This is a genomic window from Flavobacterium sp. (assembly GCF_050696275.1).
Taxonomy (GTDB): Bacteria; Bacteroidota; Bacteroidia; order Flavobacteriales; family Flavobacteriaceae; genus Flavobacterium.
Window position 1 is genome coordinate 1 of the sequence record NZ_JBOGUT010000017.1, and the last position, 17,242, is coordinate 17,242.

The following is a 17,242-nucleotide window of genomic DNA, read 5'->3' on the forward strand; positions in this document are numbered from 1 at the left end:
GTAAGGTTGCTATGACCGGAGCCGTGATGTCCTGAACATTAATAGTTTGCGAAGCTGTTGATGTATTGTTACAAGAATCTTTCGCAGTCCAAGTTCTGGTTACAGAATAAGATCCTGCACAATTTCCAGGCGTAGTCACATCTGCAAAAGTCAGAGTGAATGCACTTCCGCAGGCATCAGTTGCGGTTGCCTGAGCGAACACTGGTGTTGCTGGACAATTGATGGTTGATGGTGCAGGTAAGGCTGCTATGACCGGAGCCGTGATGTCCTGAACATTAATAGTTTGCGAAGCTGTTGCAGTGAAACAAGCATTGCTGGCTGTCCAGGTTCTTTTTACAGAATAGGATCCAGCACAGCTTCCAGGCGTAGTTACATCAACAAAAGTCAGATTTGATCCCACACAGCCATTTGTCACAGTTGGTGTTGTGAATGCTGGAGTAGCTGGGCAATTAATTGTCGATGGTGCTGGCAACGCTGAAAGAGTTGGTGCACATGGAACACAATAATTTGGTGTGGTAATATTTTGAAATGCTGTAGAGCAAGACGAATTTTGATAATCCAACCTTGAGGTACTTACAGCTTGATCCCCGCAAATGTTTGGTTTGGGGGTCAATTGGTATTTCAATGTGATGGTTTCCACATTAAGAAAATCAATATTCCAGTTAATTACTTGTCCAACTTGTGTAAATGAACCTTTAGTTACACTAATTGATCCTCCAACAATATCAAAATTGGCACTGACCGTTTCCTTATCAAAAGGAGTTCCGACAATTTGAGCGGCAACCCATGATAATTGTGTAAAAATTTGAGTGTAGATACCGCTTAAATTAGCTCCGCTTTCTGTAAAATAGGCGCCACCAGATTGAATATTATTCAAGCAGTATTGTGAATTGGTTTGATCTGTTCCTGAAATTCCCCCGAAAAGTCCGACAGAGAATATCTGATTGTTGTATACAACGCTGGAAACAGTATGTGTCTTAGCATTTGTGGCTGCAGTAATGGCACTTTGGATACAAGTCCCGCTGGTTCCTGCAGTACAGGTAGAGCCGCCGGCGCCAGTTCTGTTGGCAACACCATCGGTTAATAAGATGATGCTTCTAGCTGTTGTACAATTGTAAGTTCCATTGGCTATTAATTCGTTATCGGCCTTTACAATCCCATCTTGAATATTTGTATTCCCATTTGCGTTTAATCCGTTTATTATGGTCAACAGACCGGCCTGACCGGATGAAGCCGTCAATCCCTGTCTTAATGTACCCGTTGTAGAATAAGTAACAATGGCAACGCGATTAAGGGTTGTAGGATTATTTGCAGGAAGGAAAAAGGTGTTGATAAAATCGGTAGCAGCATCTTTTGCATAATCCATCGATGTATTTGCATCTCCGGAAATTGTATTTCCCATACTTCCTGAGACATCAATTACCAATACAACTTCAAGAGGCCTTGAAACCGGATTAGCTCCCTGTACTTTTAATTCCACATCAATAATACTGCAAGAACCAGGATTCTTTGTTACAGTTTTTGTGGGAGTTATTGTTTGACCAATCACAAAAGATGACGTTAAAAGCAATACTGTTAGTAAGTATGGTTTTAATTTTTTTTGTGAATATTTGCTAAAGAAGGGTAAATATTTTTTCATCTTCAAATTATTTTATGGTTAAAACCTAATCATAATCCCAAATGATTATTCATCAAGAGGATTAATGACAAGGGTATGTAAAACCGTACTAAGTCTGTAATTAGAGCATTGAGTGGAACTTGCTACAATTTGGGTACAACACCATTTATTTAAAGCAGTACCAGTGGGAACGGTTATTCTTACCAAAAACTTAACTGACTGTCCGCCATCAATTTCAATTTTGTCTATTCGATTTTTATCCATATCCAAAAAAGTTGAATTGATGTCTACATTATTTGATGTACTGCTGCCATCAGTGTTTGAACATGTACTATTGATGTTTTTAGCTGATAGAGAGTAGGTATTTCTCGATGGGGTCTTATTGGTAATAACCATTGTGTAATATGTTCCGTCAAGGGGAACGCTTCTTATGTTCCGGCTTTTGTACACGTCAAAATCTGCTTGACAGGAGCTTTGTCCAAATGTGCTCAGTGAGTTAAAAACCAAAAATAAGACAATGATAGTTAAAGTAGTAAGGTCAAATTGGTCTTTAAAAAAACCGGGTAATTTCCAGTCGGTAGCTATTACCGAGAAATTATTCATTTTGCTTAATTTGTGTCTTGTTTCCATACTTTAATTATTTTAGAAATAATACTAATTCAATTTCTACAGTAACGTATGGAACCAGCAAATCAGCAATAACTAAGATGTCATCGCTTAAAGGATAGTTGCCTATTCAGTACAAATTGAAATGATTTTACTCTTGGGATAAAAAAGCTGTAAATTCTGAAGTGGTATATTTGAATTTACGCGTTATGGAAATTTGTAAAAACTATGTTTAAATACTTTTAACAATGCTAAATTATCACTTTAAATAGAATCACAATCAATAGGTTCTGTTTTTTCGATGAACGTGCAATTATCATCTACGATTAACATTTTTTTTGTAATTCATTAGTTTAAATTAGAATTTGATAACTTTATAACTAATTATTCAAAGTTAATTCATGAAATCATTAATTTTAATTAGACACGCAAAATCCAGTTGGGATTTTCCTGTTATCGATAAAGAGAGACCGCTAATAGAAAGTGGGGTTAAAAACATAAAAAAAGTGGCAAAAAAAGCGATAGAATTTCTCCCTGAAAATAGGACAATCTGGAGTAGTACTGCAAACAGGGCAACTCAGACAGCTTTGCTTTTTTGTGAAAATACCTTTATGAACCAGAATGACATTATTTTTAAAGATAGTTTGTACACTTTTGATGGAAGTAAATTAGAAAATGAGATTAGAAAATGTGAAAATACGATAGAAAATTTAATTCTTTTTGGACATAATGAGGCAATTACAAATATTGTCAATAAATTTGGAGATAAATTTATAATGAATGTTCCTACAGCCGGTTTTGTTTACTTACAATTTGAACAAAATAATTGGCAAAATATTAGTAAAGGAAAAACTATAAAATTTATTTTTCCAAAAGAAATTACAGAATGACAATTACCGAAAACAGATATTTAGATCGAGAAAAAAGCTGGCTGGCTTTTAATTTCAGAGTGCTTCAGGAAGCCGCAGATGAACGAGTTCCATTATTAGACAGGTTACGTTTTTTGGGAATTTTTTCTAATAATTTAGATGAGTTTTTCAGGGTTCGATATGCTGCCATTCGCCGTTTAAGCATGTCTGGAGTATCTGGCGAGAATATTCTTGGCGGAATTACGGCTCAAAAGTTACTTAAGGATATTACAGATACGGTAATCGATCAGCAATCAGAAAGCTTGCGTATTTTGAGTATCATTGAAAAAGAACTTGAAAAGGAAAATATTTTCATTATCAATGAAACGGAAATAAATAAACAACAGGCAAATTTTGTAAAAGATTATTTTATCCAAAAGGTAAGCCCTGAAGTTGTAACGATTATCTTAAATGATTTGGCCGAATTCCCTTTATTAAAAGATACTTCGGGCTATCTGGCAATAAAATTAGTAATGAAGCCCAAAGAACCGTCATCGATTTTAGAAAAGATAAAAACGAAAAAAGAAATTCGATATGCGGTCATAGAAATTCCTAAAACCATTAACCGTTTTGTGGTTTTACCTTCAAATAATGACAAGCAATATATTATGCTTTTGGATGATTTAATCCGACACAATTTGCATAAAATATTCAATATTTTCGATTATGAAAGTATTTCAGCGCACATGATAAAAATTACCCGTGATGCTCAGTTGGAACTCGACAGTGATTTGAATAAGAGTTTCATGGAAAAAATTTCATCAAGCGTAAAAGACAGAAGAATCGGAGAACCGGTGCGTTTTATTTATGACCAGACAATTGATAAAGATACCCTGAAATTCTTCCTTAATAAAATGGGAATTGATGCAAAAGACAGTATTATTCCCGGAGGAAGATACCACAATCGCAGGGATTATATGGATTTCCCTCATTTGGGAAGATATGACTTGTTGTACAAAACAAATACGCCATTACCTGTTGAAGGGTTAAGTCTTGAAGGAAGTATATTGAAAAAAATTGAAGAAAGGGATTATTTGGTTAATGCGCCATATCAATCGTTTTCATACATTATTAAATTCTTGCGAGAAGCTGCTTTAGATCCAAAAGTTTCAGCCATTAAGATTACATTGTATCGTTTGGCTAAAAACTCACAAATTGTAAGTTCATTGATAAATGCTGCCAAAAACGGGAAAAAAGTAACAGTTCAAATCGAGTTACAGGCCCGTTTTGATGAAGCCAGTAATATTTCGTATGCAGAGCAAATGCAGACCGAAGGAATTGAACTTATCTTTGGTGTGAAAGGATTGAAAGTACACAGTAAAATTTGCCTTGTTGATCGTATTGACGATCATGGAAAATTAAAACGTTACGGAATAATTTCAACCGGAAATTTTAACGAATCTACAGCAAAAGTGTATACTGATGTGACCTTATTTACAGCGCATCAGCAAATTTTGAAGGACATTTCGAAAGTTTTTGAATTCTTTCAAATCAATTATAGAGTATACCGTTACAAGCATTTAATTGTCTCGCCGCATTATACAAGATCCCGTTTTTATAAATTAATAGACAGGGAAATCTTAAACGCAAGTTTGGGAAAACCGGCCTACATCAAATTAAAAATGAATAGTTTATCAGACTTTAAAATGATTGATAAATTATACGATGCAAGCAGAGCAGGAGTAAAAGTGAAATTGATAATCAGAGGAATATGTTCATTGATCCCAGGAGTTAAAGGAATGAGCGAAAATATCGAAGCCGTTTCTATAGTAGATAATTACCTGGAACATTCCAGAGTGTATATTTTTTGCAATGATAATGATCCGGATGTTTTTATTTCCTCTGCTGATTTTATGACCCGAAACCTGGATACTAGAGTAGAAGTAACTTGTCCGATTTATGATGCTGTTATTAAAAAAGAATTGCTTGACACTTTTAATATCGCCTGGAAAGGAAATGTAAAAGTACGGTACCATTCAGAAAAATTGGACAATAAATACCGTATGAGAGGTGATAAGCCGATTTTTAGAGCTCAGCTTGAAACCTATAAATATTACAGGGATAAAATTGAAGTAATTGCTGAAAAACTATAATTTCTATTTATCAAAAATAACTGAATCAAAAATTCAAGAATGATTTCAATAAAAAAATATGCTGCTATTGATATAGGATCAAATGCGATGCGACTTTTGATCGCCAATGTTGTTGAGCAGCAAGGTAAAGAAACGCAGTTTAATAAAAGTGCTTTGATCAGGGTGCCTATTCGGTTAGGTCAGGATGCTTTTACTGTGGGTGAAATTACCGAAGAAAACATCGACAGAATGGTAGATGCCATGAAAGCTTTTAAATTGTTGATGAAAGTATATAAAGTAGAACGTTATATGGCATGTGCTACATCAGCTATGCGTGAGGCATATAATGGAAAAGAAGTAACTGAAATTATAAAGAAAAAGGCAGATATTAAAATTGAAATTATTGATGGAAAAAAAGAAGCAGCTATCATTGCTTCTTCCGATTTACATCATTTTATCAGAACGGAACAAACCTATCTTTATGTAGATGTTGGTGGTGGAAGTACCGAGTTTTCTTTGTTTTCTGATGGAAAAATGGTCGCTTCAAAATCATTTAAGAACGGAACAGTACGTTTGCTAAACAATATGGTTAATGACATTGTTTGGGAAGAAATTGAAAAATGGATTAAAACGAACGTTGAGCCTTACGAAAAAGTAACTCTTATAGGTTCTGGCGGAAATATTAATAAAATATTCAAATTATCAGAAAAGGCATTAGATAAACCATTGTCATATATGTACTTGAATTCTCAATACCAATATTTGAATTCGCTTACATACGAACAACGAATCGCTGAACTTGCACTGAATACGGATCGTGCAGATGTTATTATACCAGCATTGCGTATTTATCTTAATGCTATGAAATGGAGTGGAGCCACAAAAATCTATGTGCCTAAAATTGGATTGTCAGATGGTGTGGTAAAAGCAATGTATTACGGAAAAATTTAGGTAATAGTGTTGGTTTTTTCTGCTTTCAGATAAGTTTGAGATGACTTTCTAAAGATCCAAATCAAAAGTTTTTCTGAGCAATTCCAATGCAGGATTCATCTCATTCATTCGGTCGTATTTTTCCTGAGTGGTGAATGCTTTTTTAAGTTCGATGGTATCGTTGATTTTTACTTCAATTGTAATGTTGTGGTTGTGTAATTTACCTCGTAAATAGCCCAGTAAGTCATGCTTTTCCCCCTCAAAATCAATTTTTGAACTTTCGTTCGGCAACTCATGAATAATGGTTGTGCCTTCTAATTTAGGATCATTAAGTAACAATAAGGATTCGAGAATTTTATACCCTTTTTCACCTAATCTGTTGGCGTATTTCACCCATTGTTCGAGCATTTGAGTTTCTGTAAAAGGCTCGGTAGGTAATTCATCGTGGTGTCTTTCGGCAGGTTTTAACTTTGCTTCCAGTTCTTTTTTCGCTCGTATACTTCCCAAAGATAAAGCGGAAACTTTTGGTTGGTCTGTCTTCAGAAGTGGAGAAGTAACTTCGGTCTTAGGAACTGCAACTTCTTTTACAGGTTCTTTAATTTCCTCTTTAGCAACAGTGACTTCATTGGAAATCTCAGGATTCTCAATGTCATTATTTGTAGTTTCTTTGTTGGTTTTAACTTCAACAATAGAATAACTGCTGTTTCTAAAATGGGTTGGCGGAATTATAAATTGTTTAGCTTTTTTTTTTCTCCATCAAAAGTGATAGAGGCAAGCTGCATAAGACAAAGTTCGACCAGCAAACGTTGATTTTGAGATACTTTATATTTTAAATCGCAATCATTTGCTACATCAATTCCTTGTAATAAAAATTCCTGTGAGGCTTTCTGTGCCTGCTCACCAAAAAGTTTTTGAGCCTGTTCACCTGCTTCCAGTAAAATTAAAGTCGCCGGATTTTTACAAACCAGTAAATCTCTGAAGTGGGAGGCTAGACCGGCAACAAAATGATGGCCGTCAAAACCTTTTGCCAAAATATCATTATAAGCCAGAAGTAATTCAGGAATGTTATTATCCAAAATTAAATCAGTTACTTTAATATAGTATTCGAAATCGAGTACATTCAGATTTTCGGTGACAGCTGCACGAGTCAGGTTATTTCCGCAATAGGAAACTACCCGGTCAAAAATAGACAATGCGTCACGCATGGCGCCATCCGCTTTTTGAGCAATGATGTGTAATGCATCATCTTCAAAAGTAATGTTTTGGCTTTTGGCAACTTCAGCAAGATGTTCTTTGGCATCTTTTACAGTAATTCTTTTAAAGTCAAATATCTGGCAACGGGATAAAATCGTTGGGATAATTTTGTGTTTTTCTGTTGTAGCCAAAATAAAAATAGCATGACGTGGCGGTTCTTCCAATGTTTTCAGGAAAGCATTAAATGCAGCCTGAGATAACATATGCACCTCATCAATGATATATACTTTGTATTTTCCGGTTTGCGGCGGAATTCTAACCTGATCGATCAGATTACGGATATCGTCAACGGAGTTGTTAGAAGCTGCATCCAACTCAAAAACGTTGAAAGCAAAGTCTTCATACGGATCGTCATAACCTTCCTGATTGATTTTTCGCGCTAGAATACGGGCGCAAGTTGTTTTTCCTACACCACGCGGGCCTGTAAAAAGAAGCGCCTGAGCTAAATGATTACTCTCTATGGCGTTTAGCAAAGTATTGGTAATAGCCTGTTGTCCAACTACGTCTTTAAACGTTTGCGGACGGTACTTACGAGCTGATACTATAAATTGTTCCATAGAAAATTATTGGATTACAAATATAGAATTTTTGTTGATTTGGTCATGGAGATATTCTTTGAATCAGTGAAAAGTTATTCACAAATTAAAAAGAATGAAAAATAGGTTTTTTGACTGCTTGGATTAATGTTTTCGGTCTTTAATAGTCAAATCCATTAAAACCCGGGCAGCATCGTTTCCTGAATTAGCAGAAAAACCAGTGACATAAACCCCTTTTCTGTCATTTGAAATTGATTTTATGCCATAAACAGTGGCTTCATCATCAGGATCGGTGTCTCCTTCGTAGCGATAGATATGCACGATTTCAAAATCTGTCGGATTTTCAGTAATCTGAATATGTTCCAAATTAAAATCAATGGTAAAGCCTAATGCTTTGAGTTCTTCCAAAGCTTTAGCAACATTTGCATAGTTATAAGTATGTGCCATGATAAGTCAGATTACTGTTGTAATCAATAAAATTACAAAAAAAAGCCGTAGAATGGGAATCAAATCACATTGAAAACCGTCAATAAAAAGTATTTGTTGTAAGTTTGCACCGCAGGCCGCCTTATCGTCGTCTTGTTGTTCGCAACGAGAGGGAGGAAAGTCCGGACACCAAAGAGTAGCATAGCGGGTAATGCCCGTCCGTCGTGAGGCGAGGACAAGTGCAACAGAAAGTATGTACAGGTAATGCTGTAGTGAAACCAGGTAAACTCTATGCGGTGAAATGTCAAGTATATCAGCATTTAAGGGCGACTCGTCTGTTGCTGAAGGGTAGGCAGCTTGATCTCGTTGGTAACAGCGAGACTAGATAAATGATAAGGCTCTACTTCGGTGGAGACAGAATCCGGCTTATAGGCCTGCATTTTTTTACGTTTCTTTTACTTCATTACGACTCAGAACCGAGTTTATTCGGTATTGAGAAAATTCGGTATAAAACCAGTACTTTTTTATACATTGAAAGGCTTTGTTGATAATGCAATTGGTTCAACAACAGTTACAATTGGCTCAACAACAGTTGCAATACGCTAAGCAAATGAGGTACAGAATTTTTGAAAGAATACAAAGAATTGGAAAACAAATGGAGTATCTGTCCTACTTGAATTTGGATTAAAATCATTTTATCTTAAATTCCAAACCAATATTTCTGATGCTTTCGATTGAAATGCTGGAATCGTTGGAAAAATATTTTCGGATACGGCTGATAAAAACATCCATGCTTCTGCCGGAAAAGAAATCATCATCACCCCAAATAGCTAATAAAATTTCGTTTCGCCTAATCAGTTGGTTTTTGTTTTTCAATAAGAATAAAATCAATGCGACCTCTTTTTCAGTAAGGCGTTGTGTGTGATTATCAAGTTTTAATTCGAGCCTTTCGGCATTAAAAATATATTTTCCGACGGCCATTTCTTCCATTGGATTTATCTGATATACTTTTTGCTGACTGCGTTTCAGGATATTATTGAGTCGCAAAACGAGTTCATCGGCTTCAAAAGGCTTAACGATATAATCATCGGCACCCAATTGCAAACCTTTTATTTTGTCTTCTTTTAATTTTCTGGCGGTTAAGAAAACGAAAGGCATTTTCGGATTGGCAAGGCTTATTTTTTCTGCCAAAGTAAATCCGTCAATTTTTGGCATCATGACATCGAAAACACAAATATCGAAAGGTTTTTTTTGAAAAATAGCCAATGCTTCTTCGCCGTCTTTTGTCCAGATCACTTCGTAATTATACAATTCGAGGTATTGTTTGAGAACAGATGCGAAATCGAAATCGTCTTCGGCTAACAGAACTTTTTTCATATTTTGAACAGTAAAAATACCAGATTATTAAACAGAAGGTATGGTGATATTGAAAATTGTGCCTTTTCCTAAATCACTGATTACACCAATAGTTCCCTGATGCGCTTTGATAATCTGGTCTACATAATACAATCCCAGTCCAAGCCCTTTCGTGTTATGCAGATTGCCTTGCTCGACCCTGTAAAATTTATCAAAAAGCAGAGAATGTTTACTTTTTGCAATCCCGATTCCGTTATCCTGAATGTTGATATTGAATACGTTATTTGCTATTGAAGTATGGATTATAATTGTATTGGAACCATATTTGACGGCGTTTTCCAGTACATTTAAGATAGCCGTTGTAAGATGGAATTTATCCAGTAAAACAGTTGTTTTTTCGGTTTTAAAATTAGTTGAGATGCTGATGTTTGGGTTGGCCATTTTAAAATCACCTACAATTGAATTTAAAAAAGTTTCAGAAATGATTTTCTCTTTCTTTAATTCGATTTCATTTTCGCCTAAAGAAGTGTTTAAAACCTGATCGATCAATTGTTGTAAACGGTTATTCTGGCGCGAAACGGTAGCGATTAAATCGTCAAAATGCTTCTCGTTATTCCGAATGTCCTTTCGTTCCAGAATTTTGGTAGAAATGGACAGAGTAGACAATGGTGTTTTTAATTCGTGTGTGATATTATTGATAAAATCTGTTTTGATATCGCTTACTTTTTTCTGTTTGATTAAGGCTTTTATAGCGATTACAAAGAGTGTAATTAAGGTTAAAATAGATAAAAAAGCGAAGCATAAAACCATTGTCATGCGCTTTAAAATAACAGTTTCCCAATCGATTACCGAAACATATAAAGCATCTTCCGTGAGTAATTTATAATCGGAATTTAAAGTATTTCCACCCGTTGTTCCTACATAATTCCTAATCAGGAATGCATTGTCAAGAGAAGCCAGATTACCATATAGCTTGTTTTTGATAAATGGTTTTTCGGCAAAAACGGTATCGGCAGGTTTAGTAGTGTTATAAATGACAAATTTGTTGAGCACGATGGCAAAATCGAGTTTGATATCCGGAATTTCATTTTCGAATTTGAGCTGTAATTTCCGGGTTAATTCGGTTTTGAACTTGTTGTCAAGAATGGCATTTTTGACCCAAAATTTGGTTTTATTTTCCTGGATATAGTTTAAGGCTAAATTGCGATACAATACATCCTTCTTATTGAAAATTGTTGAATCAATATCGCTGTAATCGTTTGTAATTGCAGCAATTTTATTTCTTATTTCCGTATGAAATTGCTCCACTTTATAATCATATGTCGTTTTTATCAGATAAAACTGCATGGCAGAAAGCGCCACAAGTACTGCAATGGAGAATATGATTAATAAATTGATTTTCTTTTTCATCATGTCAAAAATAGCTCTTTTATTCTAAAATAAAACTGTTAACTCAGCATTAACCCAGCATTAACTTTCAGAATGAAAATTTGCACTCAAATTTGCACCGAAACGTTTTTGTTCCATAAAAAAAAACAATACAGTTATGCTGCTAATCTCAAAAAAATATGCCTTTTCCCAGAAAACCACTGAAGATTTCGGTTACAGGCATTTGTCTTATAAATTTCAGGACGACAGAGTTGATTTGATCATCATTTCAAAACCCGGAGAAGAAAAAATCGAAAAACCTTTGTTTTTTTTCTGCCAGGGAAGTTTGCCCAGGCCTCTTGTCATATATAATGAAAAAGGACTGTTCGGAGTTTTACCTTTTAATGAATCTCCTTTTTTGAAAGCATACCATATTATAATCGTAGGCAAGCCGGGTGTTCCTGTTATCTCTAACGCGACAGTTCTGGGGAAAGATTTTATGTACTTAAAAAATGATAAAAATGAGGCCCCACCGAAAGGATATACGGATAGGAACTATTTGGATTATTATGTCTTCAGAAATAATTTTATCCTTAAGCAATTATTGAAGGAACGATGGGCAGCTAAATCAAAATTAGTGGTTTGTGGTCACTCTGAAGGAAGTTCAATAGCTGCAAAAATGGCATTTTTAAATCCTAAAATAACACAATTGATTTATTCTGGAGGAAATCCTTTTGGGAAAATCACTGCTATTTTATCGAACTATGAAGATAAGCAGGAAGCGATACACTATTGGGAAAAAGTGGTTGAAAATGCCAATACTATCAATTATGACAAGGGAGAATCGTATAAAGCAATATACAGTTTCTCGTTGTCACAAAGAGAACATCTTTTAAAACTCAACATTCCAATCCTGATTACGTATGATCTAAAAGACACGGAAGCTACTTATAATAGCCTGTTTCAAGCAGAAGCGATACGTGAGCGAAAGCGGAATTTTCGTTTTATGGCTTATCCTGGTTTGGCTCATGATTTTCTTTCGGTGAATGAAGAATCAGCGCCCAATTATGAGAATTGGAATAAAGTAGCAAAGGATTGGCTTGTTTGGTTGAATGTTAAAGTAAAATAGAAATGAGAAATACAATAATTATGATGTTTGCGTTGGCTGCTTTTCAGTCCGGTTATTCCCAAGAGGCAATAAAGCAAGATCCGATTCCTGCACAATTAGATGAAATTGCCGTCAAAAGAACTGGAAAAGAGGTTAGTATTAAAAACGGAAATATAAAGATTGACGTTTCCAATTCTGTTCTTAAAAAAGTTTCGAATCCGATTGATTTATTAGCCAAATTACCTAAAATACAAGTAAGTCCTAATAAAGAAAGTATTACGGTTTTAGGAAAAGGTACTCCTCTGATTTATATAGACAACCAGAAAGTAGGGATGAACGAGCTGAATTCGCTTGCAGTGGAAGATATAAAATCAATTGAGATCATAAATAATCCTTCTTCAAAATATGAGGCAGAGGGAAGAGCTGTTGTTCTAATTACTTTGAAATTGAGTAAAAAAGAAGGCTTTAAGGCAATAATAACTGAGAATGCAACATTTAAAAGGTATTTCAACAATTATTTTGGCGCTAATTTGAGTGTCAAAAAGAACAAGCTGGAGGTAAGGACGAACTTTAATTTTAACCAATTAGTCATCTGGGAAAGCAATGGCAATGATTTTTCGATCCCAGATGAAGACATTATTTCGAATTATATGGTAAAAGCGGTGACCAAAAGACCTCAATTCGTTTTTGGCAGCGGTGTTTATTATAAAATCAATGAGGATGATTATTTGTCATTTAGTTTTAGCGGAAGAGAGCAGAAAGACAGGTTTACAATTGATACCGACACTTATAATAAAGAGCAAAATATCGAAAACAGTATTCAGACGTATAATAAAAATGATGAGAAAAGACATTTTTACAATGCATTTGCAAATTATGCACATGTTAGTAAGAGTTTAGAGGGAAAACTATTTGCAGGGATTCAGTATTCGAATTTTAACCAGGATATAAAAAGTTTGGTTTTTAATAATTACAACAATACGGCATTTGAAGAATCGCAAAAAACAGAACAAAAATTTAATATTACTGTTTTTTCAGGAAGAGCAGATTTTGAGAAAAAGTTTAAAAACCAGATGAAATTAGAACTCGGGACACTTTATTTAGAAGCAAATTCAGACACCGGTTTTTTAACTGAGAAATTTAATCCTGAAAGTACTACGGATTCGGCATACAATTATCATGAAAAAAACAGCACTGCCTATTCTCAACTTTCGGGAAATATAAAGAAAATGAGTTATACCGGAGGTCTTCGAGTTGAAAACACTATTGCAAAAGGGAAATTTAAATCGGAAAACGGATTGCTAATTGACAAGAATTACACTAATTTATTCCCTAAACTGGAAATTGAAATTCCAATTGACAGCACTAAATCAATTTCAGTTCGTTATGCAAAAAGTATTTCAAGGCCCAATTATTCGTCAACAAGTCAGGCGACAGCATACATAAATCCTTATTTTGTTTTTGCCAATAATAGTAACCTGAATCCGACGTTAACAGATGAAGTTGCGGTGAATTTTCAACGAGGTGAAATAGCTGTAAACATCAGTTACAATAAGAAACATGATCCTGTTTATTACGGAAGCTTTTACGATGCTTCACAGCATTTGCTGACTCTGAAACCTATTAATTTTAAAAAAGAATCGGGTTTTAATGCTGAACTTGTATTGCCGTTCAGTTATCGTTTTTGGACTACAACAAATGTTTTCAGTACTGTTTTGAATAAAGTTGAAGATGAAACTGCAATTGTAAAAAAGTCAAAACCGTATGGGTACTGGTATTCTAATAATACTTTTAAACTGCCTAAAGAAATCACATTGGCAATAACTTTTTATGGGCTGACAAAACAACAAGAAGGAATTTTTGAAAGAAAAGGGATGTTTACCGTGGATGCCGTTATCTCAAAAACGTTCTTCAGTCATTTTGATTGTACCTTAAGCTTTGCGGATATTTTCAGAAAATATAACAACTATGACAGCTATACAATCAATTCGGTGATCGCAAAAGGAAAGTATTTTTCTGATGCCCATGCAGTTTCTTTGTCTATAAAATATTCTTTCGGAAAGCTTAAAGATTCAGAATTCAAAGAGAAAAATATAAATGAAAATGCGAATAGAATCAAATAATTTAAATGTCAAATTCTTCTTCTTCCAAATCAAATTCTTCTCCATCCTGTTCCAACTCGAAGAAAGTGAAAACAGAGCCTCCATAGGCTTTTTCGAAAGAAAAATGATCCAAATGCTCTAGTTTGGTGTATTTGGAATGTTCAATAATCATCATACCTTCTTTTTCCAATAACTCATTTTCAAAAACCAATGTAACGATTTTTTCAAACGCGGATTGTTCCATTCCATAAGGAGGATCGGCAAAAATGATATCGTACTTGGCTTTACTTTTTTCTAAAAATTTGAAAACATCGCTTTTCATAGCTGTGATATCAAAATCAAACTCTTGGGCTGTTTTTTTTATAAACATTACGCAGCCCATATCACCATCAACGCTGGTAATGGGCGTGCAGCCACGTGAGCCAAACTCATAACTGATACTTCCGGTACCTGCAAACAGATCCAAAATGCGTAATTCGCTAAAATTGAAATTATTATTTAAAATATTAAACAAGGCTTCCTTACACATGTCAGTTGTAGGACGAACCGGCAGGTTTTTCGGTGGATTAATACGTCTTCCTTTATATTTTCCGGAAATTATTCGCATGAGTGTATCAGTGTAAAGTGCTGTAAATATTCGTATTTAGATAAATTATCTCTTAAACTGTAATTGTCGTAAAAGAAAGAAACGTTTCGGATGTATTTGTATGCAATTTTATACAAATTACTTGTATTATCGATGTTTCCTATAAGCTTTACCTGAACTGTTTCAGGATTTAACTGAAGTTGTTCGGCAGTAAATAAAATGTAATAAATAAAATCCTGCTCCGTTTTGTACTGGAAAGTATTAAACAGCAGTAATTTTTGATTTTTGACCGCTACAATCTGGAAATTGTCTTTTTGAACATGAATAAACAATTGAGGTTCATCAATATTTTTGGAACAATCCAACACTTTTTTGACTAATACAGAAAATGAATGTCTGTAGTTAAAGCTTCCAAAATAATCAATCAGAAAATTATTAATATTCACATATGGAATATAAACAGTATTCATTTCGTAATTTGAAACCACGTCATAAGTGAAAAAATCAGATTCAAAAACCTTTGTATTATACTGAAGATAGCTGCTTAATGCATTTTCATCAAATAATACTGAAGGTACAAAAGTGAGTAAATTATTGTTGTGTAAAACGATAATCTCATCAAATGGTGTTTGTAAAGCAGCCGTTTCATTGAAAATTTTTGTCAGCGATGCTTCAATTTGATGTGGATTTGAAATGTTTTCAATGGAAATATTATCGGCTAAAATAATTCGATTATCTAACGTATCTTTTATACAATAAGAAACATCAGTTAATGAAATCTGAAGCACTAAATTTTTATATTTTTTTTCGAGAATGGTAGCGTTAGCTAAAGACATTATGCATTAGATTCGTTGATGAGCAAAGCTACAATTTTTTTTAGTTTATTAAATGGTCTGGATGATTTTCATGCGTATATTTGAAATATAATTTTATACCAAAATAAAAATGAATTCCCATCTGTTTTACAGTGTTTTACACAAAAAATTCCCTTTTAAACCCACTGTAAACCAAGATGTTTTTTTTCAAAAAATTGCTGAGTTTATTACAAATACGAATAAAAACGAAATTTTTGTTCTTAAAGGATATGCGGGAACCGGAAAAACTACGGTTATTTCAACTATCGTAAATAATCTGGCAGAAGTTAATAAAAAATATGTTTTGCTGGCTCCCACAGGCCGTGCCGCAAAAGTAATTGCCAATTATTCGAATAAACCGGCATTTACAATACACAAGAAAATTTACTTCCCTAAAAAAGCATCTGGCGGAGGTGTCAGTTTTACTTTGCAACCCAATAAACATAAAAATACTATCTTTTTTATTGATGAGTCTTCCATGATTTCTGATGTGAATACCGAATCAAAATTATATGAAAACGGATCGTTATTGGACGATTTGATTTCTTATGTGTATTCGGGTGATAACTGCAAAATGATTTTGTTGGGTGATACGGCACAATTACCACCTGTTCAGTTAGATATAAGTCCGGCTTTAAATACCGAAACGTTGAGTCTGCATTACAGTAAAGATATTTTTTCGATAGAATTGGACGAAGTAATGCGTCAGGAAGAAAATTCAGGAATTCTGCATAATGCAACAGGATTACGTGATTTACTGAAAGACAGTTTTATAACCGAATTTAAATTCGATTTGAAAGGGTTCAAAGACATCGTCCGTTTGACTGACGGCTATGATATTCAGGATGCGATTAACAGTGCATATAGCAATTTTAGTATTGAAGACACCGCTTTTATCGTTCGTTCAAACAAACGGGCAAATCAATATAATGAGCAAATACGCAGCAGGATATTGGGAAAAGAAAGTGAACTTTCCACCGGAGATTTTTTAATGGTCGTAAAAAATAACTATTTTTGGTTGAAAGATAGTGATGAAGCCGGGTTTATTGCCAATGGAGACATTATTGAAGTATTGGAAATCAGAAATATAAAGGAATTATATGGTTTTAAATTTGCTTCTGTAAAAATACGGATGGTGGATTATCCCAATCAAAAGCCATTTGAAACCATACTTTTATTGGATACTATTTCGAGCGAATCACCTTCGTTATCCTATGAAGATTCAAATAGATTGTATGAAGAGGTTATGAAAGATTATGAAAATGAAACCACTAAATACAAAAAGTTCCAAAAAGTAAAGGAAAATGAATATTTCAACGGATTACAAGTTAAGTTTTCCTATGCCATAACTTGTCATAAATCGCAAGGAGGGCAATGGAATACTGTGTTTATAGAACAGCCCTATTTGCCAAACGGAATCGATAGAGATTATATAAGATGGCTGTATACGGCGATTACAAGAGCCAAGGATAAATTATACCTGATTGGTTTTAAAGACGAGAGTTTTGAAAATTAAAT

Annotated in this window: 15 protein-coding genes and 1 other RNA gene; 7 read left to right on the forward strand and 9 right to left on the reverse strand. The window is 34.3% G+C overall.

The annotated features are described in order from the left end of the window. Window positions 1-1,639: vWA domain-containing protein (locus ACRDEC_RS09920; protein ID WP_431498182.1), on the reverse strand; the 1,639-nt coding region annotated here is incomplete at its 3' end. Window positions 1,640-1,684: 45 nt separating this feature from the next. Beyond that, window positions 1,685-2,248: a hypothetical protein gene (locus ACRDEC_RS09925; RefSeq protein WP_431498183.1), complete on the reverse strand. Its 564-nt coding sequence runs from the start codon at window positions 2,246-2,248 to the stop codon at window positions 1,685-1,687. Between the two features lie 377 nt (window positions 2,249-2,625). Between ACRDEC_RS09925 and ACRDEC_RS09930 the strand changes: the two genes are divergently transcribed. The 3 genes from ACRDEC_RS09930 to ACRDEC_RS09940 are packed head-to-tail and all read left to right on the forward strand — an operon-like array spanning window position 2,626 to window position 6,155. Further along, window positions 2,626-3,114: a SixA phosphatase family protein gene (locus tag ACRDEC_RS09930; RefSeq protein WP_431498184.1), complete on the forward strand. Its 489-nt coding sequence runs from the start codon at window positions 2,626-2,628 to the stop codon at window positions 3,112-3,114. Continuing rightward, a complete protein-coding gene (gene ppk1 / locus ACRDEC_RS09935) occupies window positions 3,111-5,225 on the forward strand; it encodes a polyphosphate kinase 1 (protein ID WP_431498185.1) in 2,115 nt (704 codons plus the stop codon). Before ACRDEC_RS09930 ends, ppk1 begins: the two co-directional genes overlap by 4 nt. 39 nt (window positions 5,226-5,264) lie before the next feature. Then, complete coding sequence (locus tag ACRDEC_RS09940) at window positions 5,265-6,155, forward strand: Ppx/GppA phosphatase family protein (protein ID WP_431498186.1); 891 nt, start codon at window positions 5,265-5,267, stop codon at window positions 6,153-6,155. Window positions 6,156-6,203: 48 nt separating this feature from the next. Here ACRDEC_RS09940 and ACRDEC_RS09945 read toward each other — a convergent pair whose 3' ends face one another. The 3 genes from ACRDEC_RS09945 to ACRDEC_RS09955 form a co-directional block, all read right to left on the reverse strand. After that, window positions 6,204-6,641 (reverse strand): DNA polymerase III subunit gamma/tau, encoded by a 438-nt coding sequence (locus ACRDEC_RS09945; RefSeq protein WP_431498187.1) that lies wholly within the window; start codon window positions 6,639-6,641, stop codon window positions 6,204-6,206. A 218-nt stretch (window positions 6,642-6,859) separates the two neighbouring features. After that, window positions 6,860-7,945 carry a DNA polymerase III subunit gamma/tau gene (gene dnaX, locus ACRDEC_RS09950; protein ID WP_431498188.1) on the reverse strand — a complete coding sequence of 362 codons (1,086 nt, stop codon included), beginning with the start codon at window positions 7,943-7,945 and terminating at the stop codon, window positions 6,860-6,862. Between the two features lie 123 nt (window positions 7,946-8,068). Further along, complete coding sequence (locus tag ACRDEC_RS09955; RefSeq protein WP_431498189.1) at window positions 8,069-8,371, reverse strand: hypothetical protein; 303 nt, start codon at window positions 8,369-8,371, stop codon at window positions 8,069-8,071. 108 nt (window positions 8,372-8,479) lie between these two features. Between ACRDEC_RS09955 and rnpB the strand changes: the two genes are divergently transcribed. Continuing rightward, an RNA gene (gene rnpB / locus ACRDEC_RS09960) (RNase P RNA component class A) lies at window positions 8,480-8,795 on the forward strand. A gap of 245 nt (window positions 8,796-9,040) precedes the next feature. On the opposite strand, the gene ACRDEC_RS09965 is transcribed toward rnpB, so the two are convergent. Then, window positions 9,041-9,727 (reverse strand): response regulator transcription factor, encoded by a 687-nt coding sequence (locus ACRDEC_RS09965; RefSeq protein ID WP_431498190.1) that lies wholly within the window; start codon window positions 9,725-9,727, stop codon window positions 9,041-9,043. Between the two features lie 27 nt (window positions 9,728-9,754). After that, complete coding sequence (locus ACRDEC_RS09970; RefSeq protein ID WP_431498191.1) at window positions 9,755-11,119, reverse strand: sensor histidine kinase; 1,365 nt, start codon at window positions 11,117-11,119, stop codon at window positions 9,755-9,757. A 133-nt stretch (window positions 11,120-11,252) separates the two neighbouring features. On the opposite strand from ACRDEC_RS09970, the gene ACRDEC_RS09975 reads away from it, so the two are divergent. Both ACRDEC_RS09975 and ACRDEC_RS09980 read left to right on the forward strand, forming a co-directional pair. Beyond that, window positions 11,253-12,203, forward strand: a complete 951-nt coding sequence (locus ACRDEC_RS09975) for an alpha/beta hydrolase family protein (protein WP_431498192.1) — start codon at window positions 11,253-11,255, stop codon at window positions 12,201-12,203. Window positions 12,204-12,205: 2 nt separating this feature from the next. Beyond that, window positions 12,206-14,305, forward strand: a complete 2,100-nt coding sequence (locus ACRDEC_RS09980; RefSeq protein ID WP_431498193.1) for an outer membrane beta-barrel protein — start codon at window positions 12,206-12,208, stop codon at window positions 14,303-14,305. A gap of 1 nt (window position 14,306) precedes the next feature. Here ACRDEC_RS09980 and ACRDEC_RS09985 read toward each other — a convergent pair whose 3' ends face one another. Together ACRDEC_RS09985 and ACRDEC_RS09990 are read right to left on the reverse strand one after the other, a co-directional pair. Then, window positions 14,307-14,891 carry an RsmD family RNA methyltransferase gene (locus ACRDEC_RS09985; protein ID WP_431498194.1) on the reverse strand — a complete coding sequence of 195 codons (585 nt, stop codon included), beginning with the start codon at window positions 14,889-14,891 and terminating at the stop codon, window positions 14,307-14,309. Beyond that, on the reverse strand, window positions 14,882-15,706 hold the full coding sequence (locus tag ACRDEC_RS09990; protein WP_431498195.1) for a DUF3822 family protein: 825 nt from the start codon (window positions 15,704-15,706) through the stop codon (window positions 14,882-14,884). The genes ACRDEC_RS09985 and ACRDEC_RS09990 overlap by 10 nt, the downstream gene beginning before the upstream one ends. Window positions 15,707-15,815: 109 nt before the next feature. Here ACRDEC_RS09990 and ACRDEC_RS09995 point away from each other — a divergent pair, with 109 nt between their 5' ends. Beyond that, entirely contained in the window at window positions 15,816-17,240 is a 1,425-nt protein-coding gene (locus ACRDEC_RS09995) for an ATP-dependent DNA helicase (RefSeq protein ID WP_431498196.1), read from the forward strand. Window positions 17,241-17,242: the final 2 nt, after the last annotated feature.